This is a genomic window from Geoglobus acetivorans (genome assembly GCF_000789255.1).
Lineage (GTDB): Archaea > Halobacteriota > Archaeoglobi > Archaeoglobales > Archaeoglobaceae > Geoglobus > Geoglobus acetivorans_B.
Genome location: NZ_CP009552.1, coordinates 497387 through 516712, shown reverse-complemented (window position 1 = coordinate 516712; position 19326 = coordinate 497387). Strand labels below are relative to the sequence as shown.

The following is a 19326-nucleotide window of genomic DNA, read 5'->3' as shown; positions in this document are numbered from 1 at the left end:
TTTGTTGAAGTGGGAAATAATTTCGGGAAAAGACAGTACATCCGGTGCGGTCATCCACGCCCAGAGGACACAGCAAACCCCGGCCGAAATGTCCAGAATAAATATGAATTTACAGAATTACAAAAATTAAAAGGTCAGTACCCCATTCTCACCACGAATTCTGTAGCGTTTCCGGCATCAATTTCCGCAACAACCTTCACCATATCTCCCGACTGAACGACACTCACGTCACTGTAATACGGAGACTTCTGGAAGTTCGTCTCGATCTCAGGCCCAACCTTCTCGGCGTATGTTGAGCTGTTGAACCTGAAAACTCCAATCAGCTTGAGAGTGCCAGCATTGTCCTTCACCACGCTGGCGCCAATTGCCTCCACACCCTCATAATAGAGTCCTGCAGTGGGGACAAGACGCATGATGAAGCCATCGGGCAAATCATCAACCACCGCCCTCACAGACTCGCTGTCATCGTACAGGGATGATTTCGCTCCCTTCATGTTATCGATTATCCCCATAATCACATCCTTTTCTCCAAAAATCAGCATGTTCCCCACAACTGCAACTGCACCCTTGTCATTTGACTGGGGTGTCCAGAATTCCACGCCCCTGTACTCGCCCTGGCTGAATTCGAGATTGTTCAGAGCGTTTCGAACACCTTCGATGTCGAAACTTCCAGTGATTGCTCCCCAGCCTATGCCCCGGACGTATGAATCGATGTCCTCAGGATTTACAGAGAATGTCAAATTGAAAACACGGAGTCCCTCAACCAGCATGGCGTATTCCTTCTGCATACCTGCATCCTCTCTAATCTGCTTCAGGTTTGTGTATGAAATAACGCCTTCAGTCAGGTTGGCAGGCGCAACTTTTGATATGTCTTTTATGCCACCTGCAAAATTCCCACCCACCCGGTCAGACGGGGTTATACCAGAGTTCTGGTCAGAACATCCGCTTAACACGGCGACAACCAAAACGCCGGCAAGCAGCGAGAACACAAAAACCAGATACGATTTGTTCACATCATCACCTCATTTTTCAGAGCCCAAACAGCAACGTGTTTGCCGGGCTGTTTGAGACTTCATATTACAGTTATTCAGCACATCATATTTAGTAATTTCCGGAGTCTCCACACCCAAGGTTGTTCAGGCATGCAGCCGGGTACGCAGCGTTTAACCCAAAACAAATCCAAAGTGGAAATCAGCAGGTGAAGGTACTGTGTCAGAAAGCAAAACAGCGTGGGAGTCAAAAAGTTATTAAATCGATATCTTGTTACTTAATAAACATGAAAGTCAAAAATATTCTGTCTTTTTTCCTCATTCTGATTCTGTTAGCCCCGTACGCCAATGCACAGTTTGCAAACTATACTGAAAAGCAGATAAAGGCAGTTGCAGTCGTAAGTGGTGAGAACAAGGGTGCGACCATAGACATCTCCGTGATAGTCACCCCCGGAACAGGGAGAGTTTTTGTGTCGGTTTCTCCATTTACCGAGATAGACATGCAGGGCAGCGCACAGCTTGCCGCTCTGACTGCCTGCGATCTGACAGGAAACGATTTTCTGAAACATGACTTTTTCTACACAATTGAAGCAAAGTCCACCATCGTGGGCGGGCCCTCAGCAGGAGCCGTGATGACAATCGCCACAATTGCCGCTCTCGAAAACCTGACCCTCAGAAAAGATGTCTACATGACCGGAATGATATACCCGGACGGAAGCATAGGTCCGGTTGGAGGGATAAAATACAAGCTGGAGGCTGCTGCAGAAAACGGAGCCAAAATATTTCTTATCCCCAAGGGTCAGAGATACGAGAAGGTCCTTGAAACAGAAAAAGCCCAGAAAGGGCCGTTCATAATTGTCAACACGGAAACAAAAACCGTGGACCTTGTAAAATATGGACAGAGCCTTGGTGTTAAAGTTGTTGAGATAGAGAACATCACCGAGGCACTGAAATACTACGCAGGGGTGGAGCTGAAGCACGAGGAGGGCAAGCTCGAAACCGAGAAATACGCTGACCTGATGAAAATCCTCGCCGAAAGGATGAAAAAAGACGCAATGGACCTGTACAAGGAATTTGAAAAAGTTGCAGACTCTGAAACTAAAAAATCCATTGACGAGAGGCTCAAAAAGGGTGAAGAGTATTACAGCGAGGGCTATTACTACTCATCAACAAGCACCTACTTCACTGCCAAGATACTCATGAGGGAGGAGATATACAGATCCAGGATAAAGGACGATTCATCGTTCAGTGTGGAGGAGAAGGTCATCAGGGACGAGATAGAATCCACCAAGAGGGTCGCTGAGTCCTATGAAATGGGTCTCGCATCATTCCAGATAGTTGGTGCAGCACAGGAAAGACTTGCAAAGGCTGAGAATTACCTCGAAAAAGCGACCACTGCCAGCAACTGGGACGACGCCATCGTGAATCTCGCACTTGCAAAGGAGAGAGTGGAAAGTGCGAAGGTCTGGATGTCTCTCCTGCCGGAAATCAAGGAGGATACGCAGATGAACCCCGACGAGATCAAGAGGAGGGCTGATTTCTACCTGAGCATGGCGGAATCCCTGTTTGTCTATGCCGGGGAAATAGGAGGAGTGCAGTCGCTCCTGTACGGCGATAGCTCAGCCGACGAGAGTTTAAAACTCGCTGAAGAGCTGTACAACAACGGCTACTACGCCGGAACGGTTTTTGCAGCCATAGACAGCATGGTCAAATCCGCAATATCCATTGAGGTTCTCGCCATAAACAGCGATAAGGACCTTAACGAGAAAATAAACACCTCAAAAAGTTCTGTGGAAAACGCAATAGGCATTGCCGAGAAATACACAATACCAATGCTCCCCTATGCATATTACGAGTTTGGAGAGACATCAGATGGTGTGTGGAAGCTGTACTACTACAAGCTCTCGGAAAGAATAGCGAAGACTCTGGTGGCGATAGGCGGCAAGGAGAGCGTTGAGCTCGTTGAAGTCAATTACAGGCATCCAGAAATGAAAATAACGCCAGAAGTCCCAACCATAGTGGAAAGACAGATAGAAAAAATATTCAGCCTGCCCGGATTTGAAGGCGCCGCTGCGGTTACAGCACTGTTAGCAGGCACAGCAATCCTGCGGAGAGTGTGGCGAAAAGGTTAACACCTGCATTGTTCAACATACCTTTTTTCTCTAAGGTTGCTCCGAGAACGCTATCCACATGAACCCCGACAAATCCCGCTACCATGGAAATCAGGGCCTCCTGAAAAGTGAGGATTCCGAGAAGTGAGGCAGAAAGGGAGATCAGAGCGGCGCCTGTGAGAGCAGCAATTTCACCCCTAACCGAGACCCCGCCGCTTTCTCCCGGTGTTATTCTTTCAAACGTCGTGATGAGGTACACTCTTTCAGCCATCTTGCCTATTTCACTGGCCATTGTGTCTCCAAGAGCAGTTGCGAGGCTCGCGGTAAATGCGAGGGCAAACACACGTTCGTCCATGTAGCCATAATTCAGGGAGAAAAACAGTGCCGGAAAGCTGTTGGCAAAAACATTCACATATCCTCTCGCTCCACCTGCTGGTTCACCTATTCCGAGACGTTCTTTTTCTTTGTACCGGTATTTGGTTGCTGCAGACCCAACAGCATAGAAGAGGAGGAGAATGACAAAGAATTTCAGGCTTGCAGAGACGATGATGAGCATCCCAGTAATTGTGGCTGCCATGAGTCCTGTCTCATCCGCAACACCGGCCCGGTAGGCGATCATGCTGAGAACGAAAGCGAGCAGAAATCCGGTAATCAGCTCAACTTCACTGACATCTATCCGGTATATCTCAAAAGCTATCAGCACAGAAAGATTCGTGAGTATCAGGGGGATCGAATAGGAGGTGTTCTCCGCAGCATGCATTATCAGGGTTGTGGCGAGTGAAACTGTGAGAGAGATCAGCAAAATAAGGGTAAAATTCCAGGGATTGGGGAAGTAACTCAGAAAGACTGTGGACATTGCAAAGTAAACCGGGATTGAAAGGTAGTAGGGCATTCTAACTCTCAGTGATGACACAAAAATCGCAGGCACAGCAGTGTAGGCAGGTATGAGGTTGAAGTGAACGGATAAGGTCAGAAACATGAAAAGCAGAATGGCGAAAAAAGAGTCCTCTTCAAAGTTACCTCTGAGTTCAATTTTGCGAATCTTCGAGGCCCGGTAAATCAGAAGTGCGATTGCCAGTCCGGTAATTCCCACCACATCCAGTTTCGGATACAGGTATGCCAGGAGCGCCAGTGCTATATCCATCGGGAACATTTTTATTTGCGTTTGAATAAAAAGGTATCCAAATGATCGAACTCATTTACAGGCTCTACATCAGAAAACTCGAAAAAGAGGTCAGGGGAAAAAAAGTTCCAGCTCACATTATGGTCATCACCTCATTCAGGGAAATAAACGAAGGTTTTAACGGTGTCCGAAGTTTTATCAGGTGGTGTGACAGCTTTGATGTCCGGGAAATTACGTTCGCCATAAACGGGAACGCAAGTTTTGAAGACCTGAAAAAACTGGCATACAGAATCCCCTGCCGGGCGTGTATCGTTACAGAAAACACGACTCTTGAAAAAAGCGGTGAAGGCAGGGTCAGGGTATTTCTGAACGCACTCAGTGGAAGGAGGGAGCTTGTTCAGATTGCAAAGGAGCTTGCTGAAGATGTCCTGAAAGGAAAGGTCATGCCAGACGCAATAGATGAAAGGGAGATCGAAAAAAGATTGAGAGTGAAGTCTGAACCCGACCTTATACTCAGAGCCAATTTCGAGCTTGACGATTTTCTGATATGGCAGAGCATATACAGCGAGCACATGTTTTATGATGTTGACTGGAAAAACTTAAGATACATTGACTTTTTGAGAATTCTGAGAGAATACCAGAAGAGGGAGAGGAGATATGGAAGATAGATACCTCAAGACCGTAAGGGTCCTGGCAGATTATCAGTTCGGGAGAGGTGCCGGAAAGGCGCTTTTTCCGGAATCATGCCAGTTCATAGTATCCAGAAAAACCGGGAAGATCAGGCAGATTACGGATGACGGCAGGAGAATAGCCACAATCAAACCCGAAAGTGGCTGGCTCTCCATAAGCATAGAGGGTGCAAGGAGGTTGAAGGACTTGCTCCCTTATCCGCAGCTGCGGGTTGTGGTTGATAGCAGGGTTGCAGAGTTCATTGCAGCAGGCAAAAACGTCTTTGCAAAGCATGTGGTTGATGTTGATAGCACCATAAGGGCCAACGACGAGGTTATCGTGGTCGATGAGAGCGACATCCTGCTTGCCACAGGGAAAGCCGTTCTTTCTGCTTTTGAAATGCTGGAATTCCAGAGAGGAGTGGCGGTGGACGTGAGACAGGGGGTAAGAAAATGAAGAAATACAGGCTCAGCAGGGATGGAAAAACTCTGATAGTGGGAAAGGACTCGATAGTTGACAGGCACCTCAGATTTGATGGAACCGTTTTTGCAGGAATCCTGTCCAGTTTCTGGGGCAATATAGAGGCCAGTGAGGTAAAACTTGCCGGAAGGAACTTTGTTGGGGGATCAATACTGTGCGAAAAAGCGATTATCGGGCCAAAAACCGAGTTCAACGAGATTGTTGCTGAGGGGAACGTTCTGATTTTTCCAAAGTGCAGGGGTAAATTCGTCAAAGGCGATTCGGTCATAATAAGGGAAGGAAGCGTTATTGGGTTCGTGAAGGCCAACAGAATAGTCATAGAGGGTTACGCAAAGATCGGAAGGCTTGAAGGAGGAAAGATAATAGTGTCTAAGTCATAAACCTTTCTTCAAACGCCTTCAGAACCTCAATCTCCCCGACCACCGCTATCTTCGATCCGGGTTCAATAACCCCCTCATGCCTGACGGCTCCGTCTTTCTCCATGCCCAGTATCAAAACGTCGTCAAAATCCTCCACTCTCCTCCCCACCAGAGGGGAGTTCTCGGAAACAGTGTAGGTCCTCACATGGATGTTCTCATAGAGGAGCCTCTTCTCTGCCTCTTCCCTGAAAATCGTCGAGAGGATCATCTGAGACGTGATCGTGGATATATCTACCACATAATCTGCCCCGGCAATGCTCATCTTTTCCCTGTAGGAGGGGTTATTGCATCTCGCAAAAATCAGCAGGTCCTCTTTTTTCTTTTTGATCATCATTATGCAGAGCAGAGCATCAACATCATTTGGCAGAGCAATAATCGCCGCAGAATATTCGTCGAGATCAACAAATTCGTAAAGTTCCTCGGATAATGCATCTGTCTTGATGAAGTTCACACCATCCATTCTCGTTTCAGATACGTCCACAGCCGTAACCTCGATATTCCTCGACAGCAGAATCCGGGCAACAGCCCTTCCAACGTCTCCGAAACCGATCAGGAGAACCTTCATGACGCATCCCTCAGCAGGCTGTAAAGGTCCCTGTCTTCCCCAAACGCAAGGATTATGCTCCCCTCACCAATCCTGTAGTTCCTGTCTGGCCTGAATACGAGGCGCCCCTCTCTGCAAACCGCTATTATTTTCACATTGTATCTGCTCTGAAGAGTTTCGACGGTTGATCCAGCCAGTCTGGATTTCTTTGGGAGCATTATTTCGGTGATTCCGTGGTTTGCCAGAATTTTTCTTATATTCAGCACTCCCCTCTGCTTCTCCGTGAGAATGTTGGCGATGTGAACTCCGGCAACACTCTTGGGTGTTATGACCTTATCAACCCCCGCGTAATGGAGATATTTTGCGTAACGTGGGTCTGAAACCACCGCAAGTTTCTGAACGCTCATGTCCTTTACGGTTATCAGCACGTCTATGCTTTTTTCCACCTCCTCCCACATTATGACGATTGCCATTGCCTTCTCCAGGTTTGCAGTTTCGACCACATTATCCATCTGTGAATGCACCACACTGTAGCCGTTCTCTATGGCCTGTATGGCCTTCTCTCTTGAATCCTCAACGATAATGTAGTCAATCCCCATTTTTTCAAGCTCTTCCACAAGGAACGGTGTGAGTTTGGTAAACCCGAAAACCGCAACATGTCTCTCGAGTTCAGCTTTTTCAGGGAGTTTCAGAAGAAATTTCCTTTCGGCCCATGGCACGACTATGTAGGGAAAAGCTATGCCGAAAAGGAAGGCGATTCCGTAAATCTGAACAAAGATCGAAAATATTTTCCCTGTGGGTGTTTTCATCACGATGTCGCCATAACCCACGGTCGTCATCGTGGTTATGGTCCAGTAAATCGCATCAACAAACGAGACCTCATCCCCCTCCATCAGCTTGATGTGGTATGCAACCACAGAAATAACTAAAATTGTAAAAATAAATAGAGATACTAATAAAATTGCTCTCCTTCTCATTCAGGTTTTCCCATGAGTTCAAACTTTTTAAGTATTTCTCCCTCTTTTGAGTGTGGTGTTCTGTAAACCGTATCGTTGCACTTCTCAATCTCTCTTGCCTGGTCGGCAAGCAAAGCCGCAACCCTCATCATCTCATGGGCGGATGCAACGAGAGGTATGTACTTCTCGGGGTCTCTCTCGATGAAGCATCCCTTAACATCGATGTCTGCAACCTTCTCGGCAATGAAGTACGCTGCCATGGCCTTGGCCTTGGCGTACGGGTTCTGGAAGTTTCCGGCTTTGACTGCCTTCTGGGCGGTGATCACCATTTTTGGCAGCTCAGGAGTCTCGCCCTTCTTGATCGCCTCAATAACCCTGTCAAGCTCCTCCTGGACGATCCTGAAAGCTCCGGTTGCCGCAAGAACCTTCACCACGTCAGAGTTGAACAGAGCCATTTCTGTTGGATCAAGGAACTCCCTTCTCGCACCGATCATCGAATCAGCGTTGATGAGAATATAGCCAAAGCCCTTCTCCTCAAACTCCTCTTTCGCCTTCTTTGCAGGTGCGTCGCTGATGACTATCACGGGTTTTCCTTCGAATGCTTCCCTCGCTGCCTTTGGTCCGGGAAGTGCCGCATTCGGAGATATTACTATAACAACGTCCGGGTCAAATTCCCTGAGTTTTTCAGCAACAACAGCCTCTTCAGGCTGCATTTTTGCACCGCTTGTAACTACCCTAACCTCGATATCTCCCCTATCTGCTCTCTCGTCAAGAAGATACTCCACAAGGAGAGCCGTGCCAATTGCACCCATTTTCAGAACTCCAACCTTCACCATAATATCACCGAAATTAATAGATAATAATGCGGTTAAAACATTTTCTTTTTTTAACGGAGTCTGACAGATCAGTCATTCTCCCACGGGAATTTGGCACAGCAGAAATCTAAAGGAACGAACCCGCTATTTTTTTGATCAGAGTGGGTCTCCTTATCACCTTCAGGGCAGAAGGGATCAGCCGGAGTAGAGAAGACGGAGAATCCATGTGTATTGCCGAGAAATCAACATCCCTTCCAATTTCAATGAGAAAATCATACTCGGAATCGTCAAGAATCCCGTAAAGTTTCTGAATGCTCTCCCCAGTCCTGTACTCCTTCCCGAGCTCATCCAGATATGATTTCCTGAATGCCTGCAGATCAGGGAAGACCTCCCCGAGAATTTCAGATGCTCTCAGCAGGTAATACAGTCCCCCACCCGTGTACGGCTTCACCATTCCTGCCGAGTCGCCTATCAAAACCGCATTAGCCCTAACAAACTCCGCCAGCCCTGCCGGAATCGCCCCGGCATTAACCTCAAGAATGCCACCCTTTCTTCTTCGAGACACGTCAGGATGTTTTTCCAGTAGCGCCCTGAGATACCCCTCAGGGTTGCTTCTCGAAACCACGCCCACCCTCGCCAGGTCACCTTCCAGAGGAATCGCATACGCAAAAAACCCATCAGAATAGCTTTTCCCAAAATACAGCTCCACCATGTTTTCATCAAGAACCTCAAACTCCATGAGATACTGCTTGGCCACAAAGAATTCAGGTCTTCTGAAGCCCAGATCTCTCGCAACCCTGCTTTCAGCCCCATCGGCGCCAATCACAACATCGAATTCTACGAATCTCTCACCCTCCGGCGTGATTATCCTCGCCTTTCCATCTCCGACCGCATCGACTTTTGATTTAACAATCACCTCGGAGAAGTTTGAGGCCTCCCGCAAAAGAAGCTGATCAAAGATTTTCCGTTCAATAACCACTGCTCCCGAGCTTCCGTAAAGCTCAAGATGTTTTCCCGTGGGAGAGAAAAAGAACGCTCCTTTAATGTGGTTCAGCAGGGCTTTTCTGACATCCACATATTCTGAGTATGCTCTGTAACAGTCCTCACTTATCAGCCCACCGCACTTAACAGGAAAGCCTGGTGCTAATTTGGCCTCAACAATCGTTACATCTGCTTTTTCCCCAATATTTATGGCCGATGTGCTTCCCGCTACACCCCCACCAGAAACCAGCACCCTCAACAGAAAGAAAATTGAGGTCAGGATTTTAGATTTATCGCTTTTCTCACGGCATCCTCCTTTGAGCTGAAATCGCTCATGTACTGCAGAAAAATCACCGACGCCGAGACGCTGCCTCCACCATGCAATGCACCTATGTAATGAGAGCTTGTAAGCCAGAATTCAATGAACTTTATCAGCCTCAGCCTGTCCTCCGCACTGAAATCTTCCGCACCTCTGACATATTTCTCCACATATCTGCCTATTTCTTCGCTCCTCAAATCGAATTCAGATGGTGCAGTTCCGGGAATCCCTCCTGCAATGTCAGCAAGATGCCTCATAACCTTTGTAAAGCCCTCAACACCTATAACCTTCCCGGCATTGGCCATGATCGCATCCGGCAGCCAGACCCCATTTTTCTCAGCCCCCTTCACCGCAGCGCCAACAGCAACTGCGTATGCCCCTTCAGAAGCAGCCGACATCTCACCAAGTTTTGATCTGAGAGCCTGGACATTCTCGAGACCATTTGCCCGAATCATGAGGCTCGCTGCACCTGTCATCGAGTCCACAAATCCCGCCTTGCACGCTGCCCCAGCACACCTGTGAGAGTTTGCAAATGCAGTGAGCAGCTCCCTGACTTTTTTCAGGTCCTTATAGATGAAAACCCTCTCCCAAGGAACAAAAACCCTGTCGAGGACAACAGTGCATGTAATCCTGTCTCCATACGGATTTCCATACTCGAATTCTCCCCCGTCCCTCTGTTTGGCCTGCATCCCCGTGTTCTGAAGAATGTACTTCACACCCCTGTCCTCCGGTTTGAGGGCGAATGCTACGGCAAACTCTTCCTCGCCTTCCCTGAAGGTCTGTCCCGGCAGGAAAAAGTTCACATCGGCTGCAAAAGCACCACTCTGATGTATTTTTGCACCCTCAACAATTATTCCGTCATCTCGTTCCTCAACAACCCTGACATACATCTCCCTCTGCTCTGAAGGTCTTCTGCTCCTGTTCCCCTTTGGATCCGTGAGGGCAGATGTGCATGCGTAATCATTCTCCTGAATTTCTCTCAGCAGGACAAGAAACCGATTTCTCTCCTCACCTTCCAGAACCGATGCAAACGCATTTATCGCATCAGCCCCCGGACACCTGTAATTGCACGTTGCAAGTCTCATGCTCAGCTCCCTCTGAAAATCGTACCTCTTGATCAGGTCATCGGGAGTTCTGCAGTAGGTGTTCAGAATATTGACCTCCCTGTTGACAAGTTCCGAGTGTGTGTGGTAGCCCTTTTCCTTGGCCAGATCATAAGTTACGGAGATCGCCTTTAAAACCGGCTCCACGTTGGGGTGGTCGAAACCAGCCCTCTCACCCCTGACATATATGTCCCTTGAATAACCTTTTATTCGCCTGACATATTCATCCCCATTTATCATGATGTTAACGTTACGTGAAATTATTTATCGATTTTGATTTTTTCACAGAAGCAGGTTGGTTACATCGTCTATGCAACCGCACCACACCCATAAGTCCAAGGAGCGCAGATGCTGCCACCTGTAAAAACCATACCGGTACGGAAACCTTTAAAACAACCCCGCACAACCAAAATTCATGATTTTTACAAGATATGAAAACCTCTGCAGCGTGTGCAATTCTTCCCTCTTCGAAAAAGAAATTGAGGGCAACATCTGTCTGAGGGAGAACAAAGCCCTCTGCCTGCATCACACTGATGAAGTAACCTCTGAATTCATCCAGTTTTTTAAAAAGGCAATAGGAGAGCCGAGAAGCATACAGATATTCTGGGCCAGAAGGGTGTTTCAGAATGAAAGCTTTGCTGCCGTTGCTCCGACAGGAGTCGGAAAGACATCCTTCGGCATAGCAATGGCACTATTTCTCGCCCGGAAGGGAAAAAAATCCTATCTGATTTTCCCAACCACCCTGCTCGTGGATCAGACGGTTGAAAAGATATCCCAGATCTCGGAAAAGGTCGGAATTGGGGTTGGTTTCAACAGGCGTTCGGAGATAACCGTATGCCACTACCATGGCAAAATGAAAAAAAGTGAGAAAGAAAGCTTTTTCGAGATCCTGAGAAGTGAAGACTATCAGGTCCTCATAACAACCACTGCATTCCTCTCAAAGAATTTTGGAGAAATAAAAAACACGTTTGACTTCATCTTTGTTGACGATGTTGATGCCGTTCTGAAAGCATCGAAAAACGTGGACAGAATCCTCCAGCTCCTCGGATTTGCAAGGACGAAAGATGGCTGGAAAGGCACAGCAAGAGGAGTGCTGATGGTTTCAACCGCCACGGCAAAGAAAGGGCAGAAGATAAGGCTGTTTAGGGAACTGCTCAATTTTGATGTCGGAACAACAACACATTCGGTAAGAAACATCGAGGATGTGGTGATCGAAAGCTCAGATATCGACACTCTCAGGAAAGTCCTCAGGAGGATGGGTAGCGGTGGTGTGATCTACGCCCGCAGCACAGAAGAGGCGGAAAAAATTTACGAATCACTGAGAGAAGAGTTCAGAATAGGAATCGTAAGTGCCAAGAGCAAAAGGGACTATGAGAGGTTTGAGAGAGGTGAGATAGACCACATCGTTGGAACTGCATACTATTACGGAACGCTCGTCAGAGGTCTGGACCTTCCAGAAAAAATAAGATTCGTTGTTTTCGTTAAGGCACCAGTTTTCAGGGTGAAATTCGAGGACCTGGACAGTCTGAGCCACACCATGCTCAGAACTCTCGCCCTGATTTTCAGAGATGACGAAAGGGTGAAAAAATACCTTCCATATCTAAATTCCCTGAGAGAGGACCAGATTAATCAGCTCAGGTCAGTACTCAGGGAGATTCTGCAAAGGGGAGACAAATGCGGAAAGGATGTTGTCATCAGGGAGAACGAAATAATATTCCCGGACGTAAGAACATACATACAGGGATCGGGGAGAGCATCAAGACTGTTCGCTGGAGGCATCACAAAAGGTGCCAGCTTTTTGCTTGAAGATGATGAGCCTGTCAGGAACGCGTTTATCGAGAGAGCCAGATACTACGATGTGGAATTCAGGAAATTCGAGGATGTTGACTTCGATACCCTGATTAAGGAAATAAACGAGTCAAGACGGAAATTTCTGAAACGTCACGAAATGCAGGACCTTATTAAACCAACCCTGTTCATAGTGGAGAGTCCCACCAAAGCGAGACAGATAGCCCGGTTTTTCGGCCAGCCCAGCATCAAGGCCTTCAGCTATGGCAGCGGAGTATCGATAGTATATGAGGTGCCAACCGCAGAACGTGTGCTGCTGATCACCGCAAGCCTGGGACATATCACGGACCTGATAACAAACAGAGCATTCCACGGGGTTGAGGTCGAAGAAAACGTATTCAGACCGATATACTCGTCGATAAAAAAGTGCCGCGATTGCGGTTATCAGTTCACGGAGGAGAGAGACGACTGCCCCAAATGCGGAGGTAAGAATGTCGATGACTCGAAAAGAAGGATAGAATTTCTGAGGAGGCTTGCAAAACAGGCTGGACATGTCATAATAGGAACAGACCCCGATTCTGAAGGTGAAAAAATCGCATGGGATATTGCAAATCTTCTGAAGGGCTGCGGGGAGATAAAAAGGGCCGAATTTCATGAGGTTACGAGGAGGGCGATCCTGAAAGCACTGAACGAGCTGAGAGATATTGACCAGAATCTTGTCAAGGCTCAGATCGTAAGGAGAATCGAGGACAGATGGATCGGTTTTGTTCTGAGTCAGAAGCTTTGGGAGGTGTTCAAAAACAGAAACCTCTCAGCAGGCAGAGCCCAGACTCCTGTGCTGGGATGGATAATCGAGAGGTTCAACGAGAGTCGTGAGAAAAGAAAAGTTGCATTCATCGAATCACTCGGTCTTTACCTTGAAGATGTTGAAAGCGATACCCTTGAGCTGGAAATAGAGGTTCTGGAAAGGAAAGTCGAGAGCAGGACACCTCTGCCCCCATACACCACGGACACCATGCTGAGGGACGCCAGCAACATACTGAAGATTCCAGCAGGAGAAACCATGAGACTGGCCCAGGAACTTTTCGAGAGTGGCCTTATAACCTATCACAGAACGGATTCCACCTCGGTGAGCGAGGTCGGATTGAAAATAGCTGAAGAATACCTTGGAGAGGACTTTGCCGGGAGAAGGTGGGAGGCTGAGGGAGCGCATGAGTGTATCAGACCCACACGACCATTAGACAGATACGATGTGCAGAGGCTTATTCAGGAAGGTGTCATTCAGGCAGAAAACATCACCTGGAGACACCTTTCACTCTACGACCTGATTTTCAGGAGATTCATGGCCAGCCAGTGTGAGAATTACGAGGTGGAAGTGGTCAGATACAGAATAATCGCGGATTTGAAGGAATTTAATGAGGAAAGAGTCGTAAACGCCAGAGGGAGAGCATTTGAGCTTTACAGGTCTGTGTGGGTCAGAAAAGAGCTGCCAGAAGGAAAGCATAAAGTTAAAGCAAAGCTGCTGAAGGTTCCGAAGGCTCCACTTTACACCCAGTCTGACATAATATCCCTCATGAAAGAAAGGGGGATTGGAAGGCCCTCAACCTATGCTACAATCATCGAAAAGCTGTTTCTGAGAAAATACGTGATCGAACGTGGCGGAAAACTGATTCCGACAGAGACGGGAAGGAAGGTTTTCGAGTACCTCATGAAGAACTACGGAAAGTTCGTATCTGAAAGCAGAACGAGGCTGCTGGAGAAAAAGATGGACGAAATTGAGAAAGGGGTTGCTGAATACCTTGAAGTGCTTGAAGACATGTACACAGAGATCTCGGAGATATCATAGCTTGTCCATGACGGATTCTTTTTTCTGCTCTATGCTGCCCCCCTTCACCCTGCTGTCGATTTTTATCACCATGTAAACCCTTCCCACACCCATCTCCACCAGTCTGTCATTTATTTCCTGCAGGAGTTCTCCAAGTTCGTGATAGTTATCCAGCTCTACAGAAGTCCCCATGGAGGAGAGTTCATATTTCAGATTCCTGCTGCGGATGATTTTCAAGACCTCTGCAACATACCTGCTGACAGATTCGCCAGCACCCACCGGCACAACAGACATTTCGACAATCATAAAGAAAAATGGACAAAAACTGAAATAAAAATTTTAAAAATTGTTTATTGAAAGGTCAGAGAACGTCAATACCACCAAAGTTCTTTGCAACCATTGACGGGACCGGGTGCGGTTCTGATGTGCTGTGGGATTTAACATATCCACTGCCCTTTTTCCTACCGTTTCCGGAAAAAGGTAGAAATCCCTCCTCCTTGGCCGCGAAAGCTTTTTCAGGGTTCACTCCGGTCATTATCGCCGTAACCCTGACAATGCCCTCGAATTCCCTGTCAATCCTCGCGCCCCAGATGACCATTGCACTGTCTGAAATCTCGAACGTAAGGTCCCTGACTATCTCCTCTGCCTCCTTTATCGAGAGGTCGGGTCCACCAGTTATGTGGATTAACGCGCCCGTCGCACCCCTGTAGTCGACCTCGAGAAGCGGATGAGACAGGCAGTCTCTGACGACTTCCTGAGCCTTGTTCTGGGACTTTGCTTCACCAACAAGCATCACTGCCACACCGCCATGCCCCATGATTGCCCTGACATCGGCATAGTCGATGTTCATAAGAGACGGCTTGGTAATCGTATCGACAATGCCCTTTATCGTCTCGGCAACTATCTGGTCCATAACGCTGAAGGCCTGTTCTATGGGCAGGTTTGGCACATACTCGAGGAGCTTGTTGTTATCCAGCACAATAACCGTGTCAGTGTGCTTCTTCAGCTCCTCAAGTCCCTCCCTTGCTTTCTCTATTCTCGCCCTTTCAACGCTGAACGGCATCTGAACCATTCCGATAACTATCGCACCCTGCTTCTTTGCAATCTCTGCAACGACAGGAGCGGAGCCAGTTCCGGTTCCACCGCCAAGACCTGCACAGACAAAAACAAGGTGTGCATCTCTGAGCAGGTCTTCAAGCACACCTCTCGCAAGTTCCGCTGCTTTCCTTCCGATTTCAGGATAGCCTCCTGCCCCAAGACCCTTCGTAAGGCTTCTCCCTATCAGGATCTTTTTATCCGCCTTTATCATCTCAAGATGCTGTCTGTCAGTATTGATTGCAATCGTCGTAACTCCATCCACGCCTATATTCTTCAACCTGTTCACGGTGTTATTTCCACTTCCACCACAGCCCACGACAACTATGTTTGGTGTTCCAAACTCCTCAATCGAGAAGTTCTGTCTCTTGCTTTCCATTTCCTTTCTATAATATTCCTGAGCATCTCTAATAAACGACTTCATACATTCTCCCCTCTCCACCTAATTTCGTCACCAAAAACTTCCTTCATTTCTTTCCGCTTAACCTTCATAAAAAGCCTGAGAGCTTCTCTGATGACTTCACTTGTATTAGCGTAATCCCCACTTGCAACAAGCTGTTCGATAAATTCGTACTGCTGGTCCGTGACACGGATAGATATTTTTCTCATCACTCTTCGCCCCTTACAGGTGAAATTGGGGAGGACTACAGTCCTCCCGCCGGAGACCGCCGCCACCCAATGGGTGACAAAGATGCAACATTAGTCTCCATTTGTCGGACAATGTCTTATTGTTGTCCACCTATAAAAATGTTTCTATTATCATAATGAGATAAGATCCCGAAGATACCGGGACAGATGGCTGAGAACGTTCCATCTGAAAAAAATTCGAAAGTCAGAATTTGGAAAAATATTGACGTACATCTTCGTGAAAGGCAAATCAGGAGGATGCAGCCATTTTCAGCTTGTGTAACAGCTCTGAAGGGCCATTTACCGGATAATCAATTCTCTCCAGCAGCTCTTCTATCCTGTACTCTCCACCCCTCACCTTCACCAGTATTCCGGCAAGCCTTTCGCCAAGCTGCTCCTTCCCAGCAGGGAAATCGAGACCCTTAATCTTGGAAAGCACCTGAACCGCCCATGCGATCTCCAGAATCTCAGTCATCTCATCGTTCAGCGAAACTTCATCCACGTCCAGTTCCCCGGACTCCTTCAAAGCCTTGTATGCAAGCTTTGCGATACCTCCGGCCACGTGTTCTTTCGGCCTTTCCTCAAGCCCTCCTCTTACATATTCCAGAACCTTCATCTCATCGGCAGTCGCTATGTTCTTTGCGGTCGCCTCAGTGATCCCGAGTTCCCTTGCAATTTCGGAGTAGGTTTTGAGAGCCTCATTCCTGAGAACGATGACGTATGCCGCCTCTGCCAGTGAAGGCAGCCACGTAAGATTCCGGTATTCAACGAGCTTTTTCAGCCCCCCAAGAATCTCTATGCTCTTCATGAAGACCTTTTCCGCCATTCTGTCCACATTTCCACCCTTGGGCCTTGCAATAATCTCCATACCCCACCACCTCCCCCTGACAATACTTCACCTGATTTTCGATTCCACGTAATCGCTCAGAGGGGAAATGATGTTCACCAGCCCGGTCTCGGTGATTTCAAAAACCCACGTCTTGCTGTCGTGAGCGGTCAATCTGCAACCATCAATCCTCACGGTCCTCAGAACCTCTCCAAGAGGTAAACCGTAGAGATTGACATCCCATCTCGTCTCGATGAGCTTCTTGTCAAGAACTATTGTGCCATCGACAATATGCGCAACTGCCAGACCTCCTGCAGCTTCAGCACTTTCACTCGCCTGAGCGCTTCTCTTCTGCGAGACCAGAATTCCTGTTTGCCTGAACTTTTTGAGAAAGTTGAAAACCTGACGCACAATCTGCCTGGCCATCACCTCTTTATGTTCATACAGGCCGGTAATGCTGTCAATAATAACATTCGACGTCTTTTTCTCCCTGATGGCATACGCCATCGTATCTATGAGAGCCCTCACATTTTCCCGGAGCTCATCGCTTTCAGCAGCGTCAATAACCACAATGTTCTCCTCCACCCTGGAGAAATCCGCACCCATCGCCTCGGCCTTCTGTTTCAGGGCAGTGTAGAGGAAGTTCGCCGGACTTTCAACAGTAACAAAGAGAACCCGGTAGCCGTTATTTGCCTGAGTTACGGCAAACTGCTCCGCAAAAACACTCTTGCCTGTATCGGGTACACCGGTGATATTCATAACGGCAAGGTGGGGTATCCCTCCGAGAGGTTTTCTGACGTACCTGTCTCCCTCCCGCTCAATCCTGTAAAACATGTCATCGAGTTTCGTCCCTGTCGGAATCCCGAACAGCTTCGGTGCCTTCGTCTCCAGTTCCTTCAATTCATAATATCTCGCCACGATTAATATTATGCAGTATTGAGTATAAAAAATTTTGTATCATACTAAGATATTAGGGGAAAAGATTAGAATGGTGAAAAACAAGATACACCCGTGAAGTTTGAAGAGTGGACGAAATCGGAAGACCCCGAAAAGGCCGAAGAATTGAGAAGAAGATTCAAAATGGCAATAAACAACCCGATCAGAAGGAAAATTCTGGCAGAACTTTATGGCGGAAGCAGACGTGTCCACGAGCTTGCGGATAAACTTGGAGTGGAAGAGAAACTCCTGAAATATCACCTGGATATTCTGACAAAGGGTAGCTGCATAGAATTTCGTGAGGGCAGAATCCACCTGACCGAAGAGGGGAGAGTTCTGACCGAACTCATACTCTCAAGAGGTTGATCCATTGATTAATGTTTTATACCCTGACAGCATACACTAATACGGTGGGCTAGGCCGGGGGGTTCGGCGTCCCCTGTAACCCGAAACCGCCGTTACGCGGGGGCCGAAGCCGACGGAAGGCCTGGAAGGCTGGGGGGTAAAGTCGCCCCGCCCTGCAGAGTCTCCGTCCCAGGGGGCCGGCGGTCATGGTTGGGCTTCCCGGAGGGGATGTCCGCCATGTTTGCCGGAGGGACCGGCTCAGGCCCGGAAGGGAGCAGGCTAACTCCGGACGTTCGGCGCTCCTGGGGGTGCGGAGAGGAGGGGAGGGGCGAAAATAACCTCCCAGCCAGAAGGGTCGACCGGAGGCGCGCCCACCTCTCATTCCATTAATATTTATAACCCAAAGCCCATCCAACCGTATGGATTTCAGAAAAGGGCTTGCTTTCAGCACACCCATCATCCTCGGCTACTTTCCGGTCTCGGTTACATTCGGTGTTCTTGCCAGAACGGCTGGGCTTACAGAACTCGAAACTTTTCTGTGTTCCTTACTGATTTTCGCCGGAGCCAGTCAGTTTGCCCTGATATCTGCAGCTTCATTCCCGGAATCAGTTATAGTGCCGGTGTTTCTCAACCTGAGGCACCTCGTCTACAGCACGATAGTGCATAGAACGGTGAAACCAGAAAAACCCTACCTCACGGCTTTCGGGCTAACGGACGAAGTTTTCGCCACCACTGTGTCAACAAGAGCAACAGAGAAATTCATACATGGCCTGGAAATCGGTGCATACTCAGCATGGGTTTTTGGAACACTGGCTGGCATATACTTCGGCAACCTTCTGATATCCACGCCCCTTTATCCCTCACTCGTGTTCTCGATAACCGCACTATTCTTCGTCCTTCTACTCCCCAGCATCAAAAGACACCATGTTTCCGCCATTGTAGGCGGGATGATTGCAGTAATTTTCCTTCTTTCAGGGCTATCGTCCCTGGCAGTTATTGGGGCAGGTATTCTGACACCGCTGCTGACGGCAAAAGCAGGAGAGGTGCTGAAATGGAGAGGCTGATCGCAATCATTGCAGTGGCTCTGGGGACGTATCTTGCGAGAGTTCTGCCATTTTACCTGTCCGACCGGATCAATATTGAGTCTGCAGAAAAATATCTGTCAGGTTCCTCTGTGGCAATAATCTCTGCACTGTTTGTAACCTCTTTCTTCAGCACAGAGCCAGACGTGAGCAAATACCTGACCAACACAATCGCCCTGATTTTCATCGCGCTTGTGTATTCCAGAACAAAAAACGCTGGCGTTTCAATAATGCTTGGGGTAATCATTCATTTCACCATACTCTCGGTAAGCAAATTATTTTAACCCCATTAA

20 protein-coding genes and 1 other RNA gene are annotated in these 19326 nt (G+C 48.0%); 9 read left to right on the top strand and 12 right to left on the bottom strand.

What is annotated here, in order from left to right:
- Positions 1 to 134: 134 nt before the first annotated feature.
- On the bottom strand, positions 135 to 1013 hold the full coding sequence (locus GACE_RS02985) for a hypothetical protein (protein WP_048091063.1): 879 nt from the start codon (positions 1011 to 1013) through the stop codon (positions 135 to 137).
- 263 nt (positions 1014 to 1276) lie between these two features.
- Between GACE_RS02985 and GACE_RS02980 the strand changes: the two genes are divergently transcribed.
- Complete coding sequence (locus GACE_RS02980) at positions 1277 to 3121, top strand: S16 family serine protease (RefSeq protein WP_048091061.1); 1845 nt, start codon at positions 1277 to 1279, stop codon at positions 3119 to 3121.
- Here GACE_RS02980 and GACE_RS02975 read toward each other — a convergent pair.
- Entirely contained in the window at positions 3066 to 4244 is a 1179-nt protein-coding gene (locus tag GACE_RS02975) for a TIGR00297 family protein (protein WP_158413790.1), read from the bottom strand. The genes GACE_RS02980 and GACE_RS02975 overlap by 56 nt on opposite strands.
- 41 nt (positions 4245 to 4285) lie before the next feature.
- Between GACE_RS02975 and GACE_RS02970 the strand changes: the two genes are divergently transcribed.
- The 3 genes from GACE_RS02970 to GACE_RS02960 are packed head-to-tail and all read left to right on the top strand — an operon-like array spanning position 4286 to position 5752.
- Entirely contained in the window at positions 4286 to 4891 is a 606-nt protein-coding gene (locus GACE_RS02970; RefSeq protein WP_048091056.1) for an undecaprenyl diphosphate synthase family protein, read from the top strand.
- Positions 4881 to 5348: a PUA domain-containing protein gene (locus GACE_RS02965; RefSeq protein WP_048091054.1), complete on the top strand. Its 468-nt coding sequence runs from the start codon at positions 4881 to 4883 to the stop codon at positions 5346 to 5348. Before GACE_RS02970 ends, GACE_RS02965 begins: the two co-directional genes overlap by 11 nt.
- Positions 5345 to 5752, top strand: a complete 408-nt coding sequence (locus GACE_RS02960) for a hypothetical protein (RefSeq protein ID WP_048091052.1) — start codon at positions 5345 to 5347, stop codon at positions 5750 to 5752. The genes GACE_RS02965 and GACE_RS02960 overlap by 4 nt, the downstream gene beginning before the upstream one ends.
- On the opposite strand, the gene GACE_RS02955 is transcribed toward GACE_RS02960, so the two are convergent.
- From GACE_RS02955 to GACE_RS02935, 5 genes are all read right to left on the bottom strand, one after another.
- A complete protein-coding gene (locus GACE_RS02955) occupies positions 5742 to 6356 on the bottom strand; it encodes a potassium channel family protein (protein ID WP_048091050.1) in 615 nt (204 codons plus the stop codon). The genes GACE_RS02960 and GACE_RS02955 overlap by 11 nt on opposite strands.
- Positions 6353 to 7312: an ion channel gene (locus tag GACE_RS02950; RefSeq protein ID WP_084063655.1), complete on the bottom strand. Its 960-nt coding sequence runs from the start codon at positions 7310 to 7312 to the stop codon at positions 6353 to 6355. Before GACE_RS02950 ends, GACE_RS02955 begins: the two co-directional genes overlap by 4 nt.
- Positions 7309 to 8130 carry a F420-dependent methylenetetrahydromethanopterin dehydrogenase gene (locus tag GACE_RS02945; protein WP_048091046.1) on the bottom strand — a complete coding sequence of 274 codons (822 nt, stop codon included), beginning with the start codon at positions 8128 to 8130 and terminating at the stop codon, positions 7309 to 7311. The genes GACE_RS02950 and GACE_RS02945 overlap by 4 nt, the downstream gene beginning before the upstream one ends.
- Positions 8131 to 8233: 103 nt before the next feature.
- A complete protein-coding gene (locus tag GACE_RS02940; RefSeq protein WP_318249311.1) occupies positions 8234 to 9340 on the bottom strand; it encodes a tryptophan 7-halogenase in 1107 nt (368 codons plus the stop codon).
- A 23-nt stretch (positions 9341 to 9363) separates the two neighbouring features.
- The gene (locus tag GACE_RS02935; RefSeq protein WP_318249277.1) at positions 9364 to 10749 is read right to left on the bottom strand and encodes a 4-hydroxyphenylacetate 3-hydroxylase N-terminal domain-containing protein; all 1386 of its coding nucleotides are present in this window, start codon (positions 10747 to 10749) and stop codon (positions 9364 to 9366) included.
- A gap of 175 nt (positions 10750 to 10924) precedes the next feature.
- Here GACE_RS02935 and rgy point away from each other — a divergent pair, with 175 nt between their 5' ends.
- The gene (rgy, locus tag GACE_RS02930; protein ID WP_048091040.1) at positions 10925 to 14143 is read left to right on the top strand and encodes a reverse gyrase; all 3219 of its coding nucleotides are present in this window, start codon (positions 10925 to 10927) and stop codon (positions 14141 to 14143) included.
- Here the strand turns inward: rgy and GACE_RS02925 are convergent.
- The 5 genes from GACE_RS02925 to GACE_RS02905 all read right to left on the bottom strand — a co-directional run bounded on the left by GACE_RS02925 (position 14138) and on the right by GACE_RS02905 (position 17588).
- Positions 14138 to 14428, bottom strand: coding sequence for an MTH1187 family thiamine-binding protein (locus tag GACE_RS02925; RefSeq protein WP_048091038.1), 291 nt, complete (start codon positions 14426 to 14428; stop codon positions 14138 to 14140). The two genes, rgy and GACE_RS02925, sit on opposite strands and share 6 nt — an antisense overlap.
- Positions 14429 to 14483: 55 nt before the next feature.
- Complete coding sequence (ftsZ, locus tag GACE_RS02920; RefSeq protein WP_048091036.1) at positions 14484 to 15641, bottom strand: cell division protein FtsZ; 1158 nt, start codon at positions 15639 to 15641, stop codon at positions 14484 to 14486.
- The gene (locus tag GACE_RS02915) at positions 15638 to 15826 is read right to left on the bottom strand and encodes a type II toxin-antitoxin system ParD family antitoxin (RefSeq protein ID WP_048091034.1); all 189 of its coding nucleotides are present in this window, start codon (positions 15824 to 15826) and stop codon (positions 15638 to 15640) included. Before GACE_RS02915 ends, ftsZ begins: the two co-directional genes overlap by 4 nt.
- Before the next feature lie 268 nt (positions 15827 to 16094).
- Complete coding sequence (locus GACE_RS02910; protein WP_048091032.1) at positions 16095 to 16712, bottom strand: KaiC associated regulatory domain-containing protein; 618 nt, start codon at positions 16710 to 16712, stop codon at positions 16095 to 16097.
- A 27-nt stretch (positions 16713 to 16739) separates the two neighbouring features.
- Positions 16740 to 17588: a KaiC domain-containing protein gene (locus GACE_RS02905; RefSeq protein WP_084063653.1), complete on the bottom strand. Its 849-nt coding sequence runs from the start codon at positions 17586 to 17588 to the stop codon at positions 16740 to 16742.
- A gap of 93 nt (positions 17589 to 17681) precedes the next feature.
- Between GACE_RS02905 and GACE_RS02900 the strand changes: the two genes are divergently transcribed.
- The 4 genes from GACE_RS02900 (at position 17682) to GACE_RS02890 (ending at position 19317) form a co-directional block, all read left to right on the top strand.
- On the top strand, positions 17682 to 17972 hold the full coding sequence (locus tag GACE_RS02900) for a winged helix-turn-helix domain-containing protein (protein ID WP_048091028.1): 291 nt from the start codon (positions 17682 to 17684) through the stop codon (positions 17970 to 17972).
- Positions 17973 to 18014: 42 nt separating this feature from the next.
- Positions 18015 to 18328, top strand: an RNA gene (gene ffs / locus GACE_RS11380) — signal recognition particle sRNA.
- Between the two features lie 42 nt (positions 18329 to 18370).
- Positions 18371 to 19015, top strand: coding sequence for an AzlC family ABC transporter permease (locus GACE_RS02895; RefSeq protein WP_048091026.1), 645 nt, complete (start codon positions 18371 to 18373; stop codon positions 19013 to 19015).
- A complete protein-coding gene (locus GACE_RS02890; protein WP_048091024.1) occupies positions 19003 to 19317 on the top strand; it encodes an AzlD domain-containing protein in 315 nt (104 codons plus the stop codon). Before GACE_RS02895 ends, GACE_RS02890 begins: the two co-directional genes overlap by 13 nt.
- Positions 19318 to 19326: the final 9 nt, after the last annotated feature.

What these genes read in the sequence shown, in the direction of transcription:
- GACE_RS02935 (WP_318249277.1), bottom strand. Translation starts at nt 10,749, where the DNA reads ATGATAAATGGGGATGAATATGTCAGGCGAATAAAAGGTTATTCAAGG.
- GACE_RS02960 (WP_048091052.1), top strand. Translation starts at nt 5,345, where the DNA reads ATGAAGAAATACAGGCTCAGCAGGGATGGAAAAACTCTGATAGTGGGA.
- GACE_RS02895 (WP_048091026.1), top strand. Translation starts at nt 18,371, where the DNA reads ATGGATTTCAGAAAAGGGCTTGCTTTCAGCACACCCATCATCCTCGGC.
- GACE_RS02925 (WP_048091038.1), bottom strand. Translation starts at nt 14,428, where the DNA reads ATGATTGTCGAAATGTCTGTTGTGCCGGTGGGTGCTGGCGAATCTGTC.
- ftsZ (WP_048091036.1), bottom strand. Translation starts at nt 15,641, where the DNA reads ATGAAGTCGTTTATTAGAGATGCTCAGGAATATTATAGAAAGGAAATG.
- GACE_RS02970 (WP_048091056.1), top strand. Translation starts at nt 4,286, where the DNA reads ATGATCGAACTCATTTACAGGCTCTACATCAGAAAACTCGAAAAAGAG.
- GACE_RS02950 (WP_084063655.1), bottom strand. Translation starts at nt 7,312, where the DNA reads ATGAGAAGGAGAGCAATTTTATTAGTATCTCTATTTATTTTTACAATT.
- GACE_RS02915 (WP_048091034.1), bottom strand. Translation starts at nt 15,826, where the DNA reads ATGAGAAAAATATCTATCCGTGTCACGGACCAGCAGTACGAATTTATC.
- GACE_RS02955 (WP_048091050.1), bottom strand. Translation starts at nt 6,356, where the DNA reads ATGAAGGTTCTCCTGATCGGTTTCGGAGACGTTGGAAGGGCTGTTGCC.
- GACE_RS02975 (WP_158413790.1), bottom strand. Translation starts at nt 4,244, where the DNA reads ATGGATATAGCACTGGCGCTCCTGGCATACCTGTATCCGAAACTGGAT.
- rgy (WP_048091040.1), top strand. Translation starts at nt 10,925, where the DNA reads ATGATTTTTACAAGATATGAAAACCTCTGCAGCGTGTGCAATTCTTCC.
- GACE_RS02965 (WP_048091054.1), top strand. Translation starts at nt 4,881, where the DNA reads ATGGAAGATAGATACCTCAAGACCGTAAGGGTCCTGGCAGATTATCAG.
- GACE_RS02890 (WP_048091024.1), top strand. Translation starts at nt 19,003, where the DNA reads ATGGAGAGGCTGATCGCAATCATTGCAGTGGCTCTGGGGACGTATCTT.
- GACE_RS02910 (WP_048091032.1), bottom strand. Translation starts at nt 16,712, where the DNA reads ATGGAGATTATTGCAAGGCCCAAGGGTGGAAATGTGGACAGAATGGCG.
- GACE_RS02980 (WP_048091061.1), top strand. Translation starts at nt 1,277, where the DNA reads ATGAAAGTCAAAAATATTCTGTCTTTTTTCCTCATTCTGATTCTGTTA.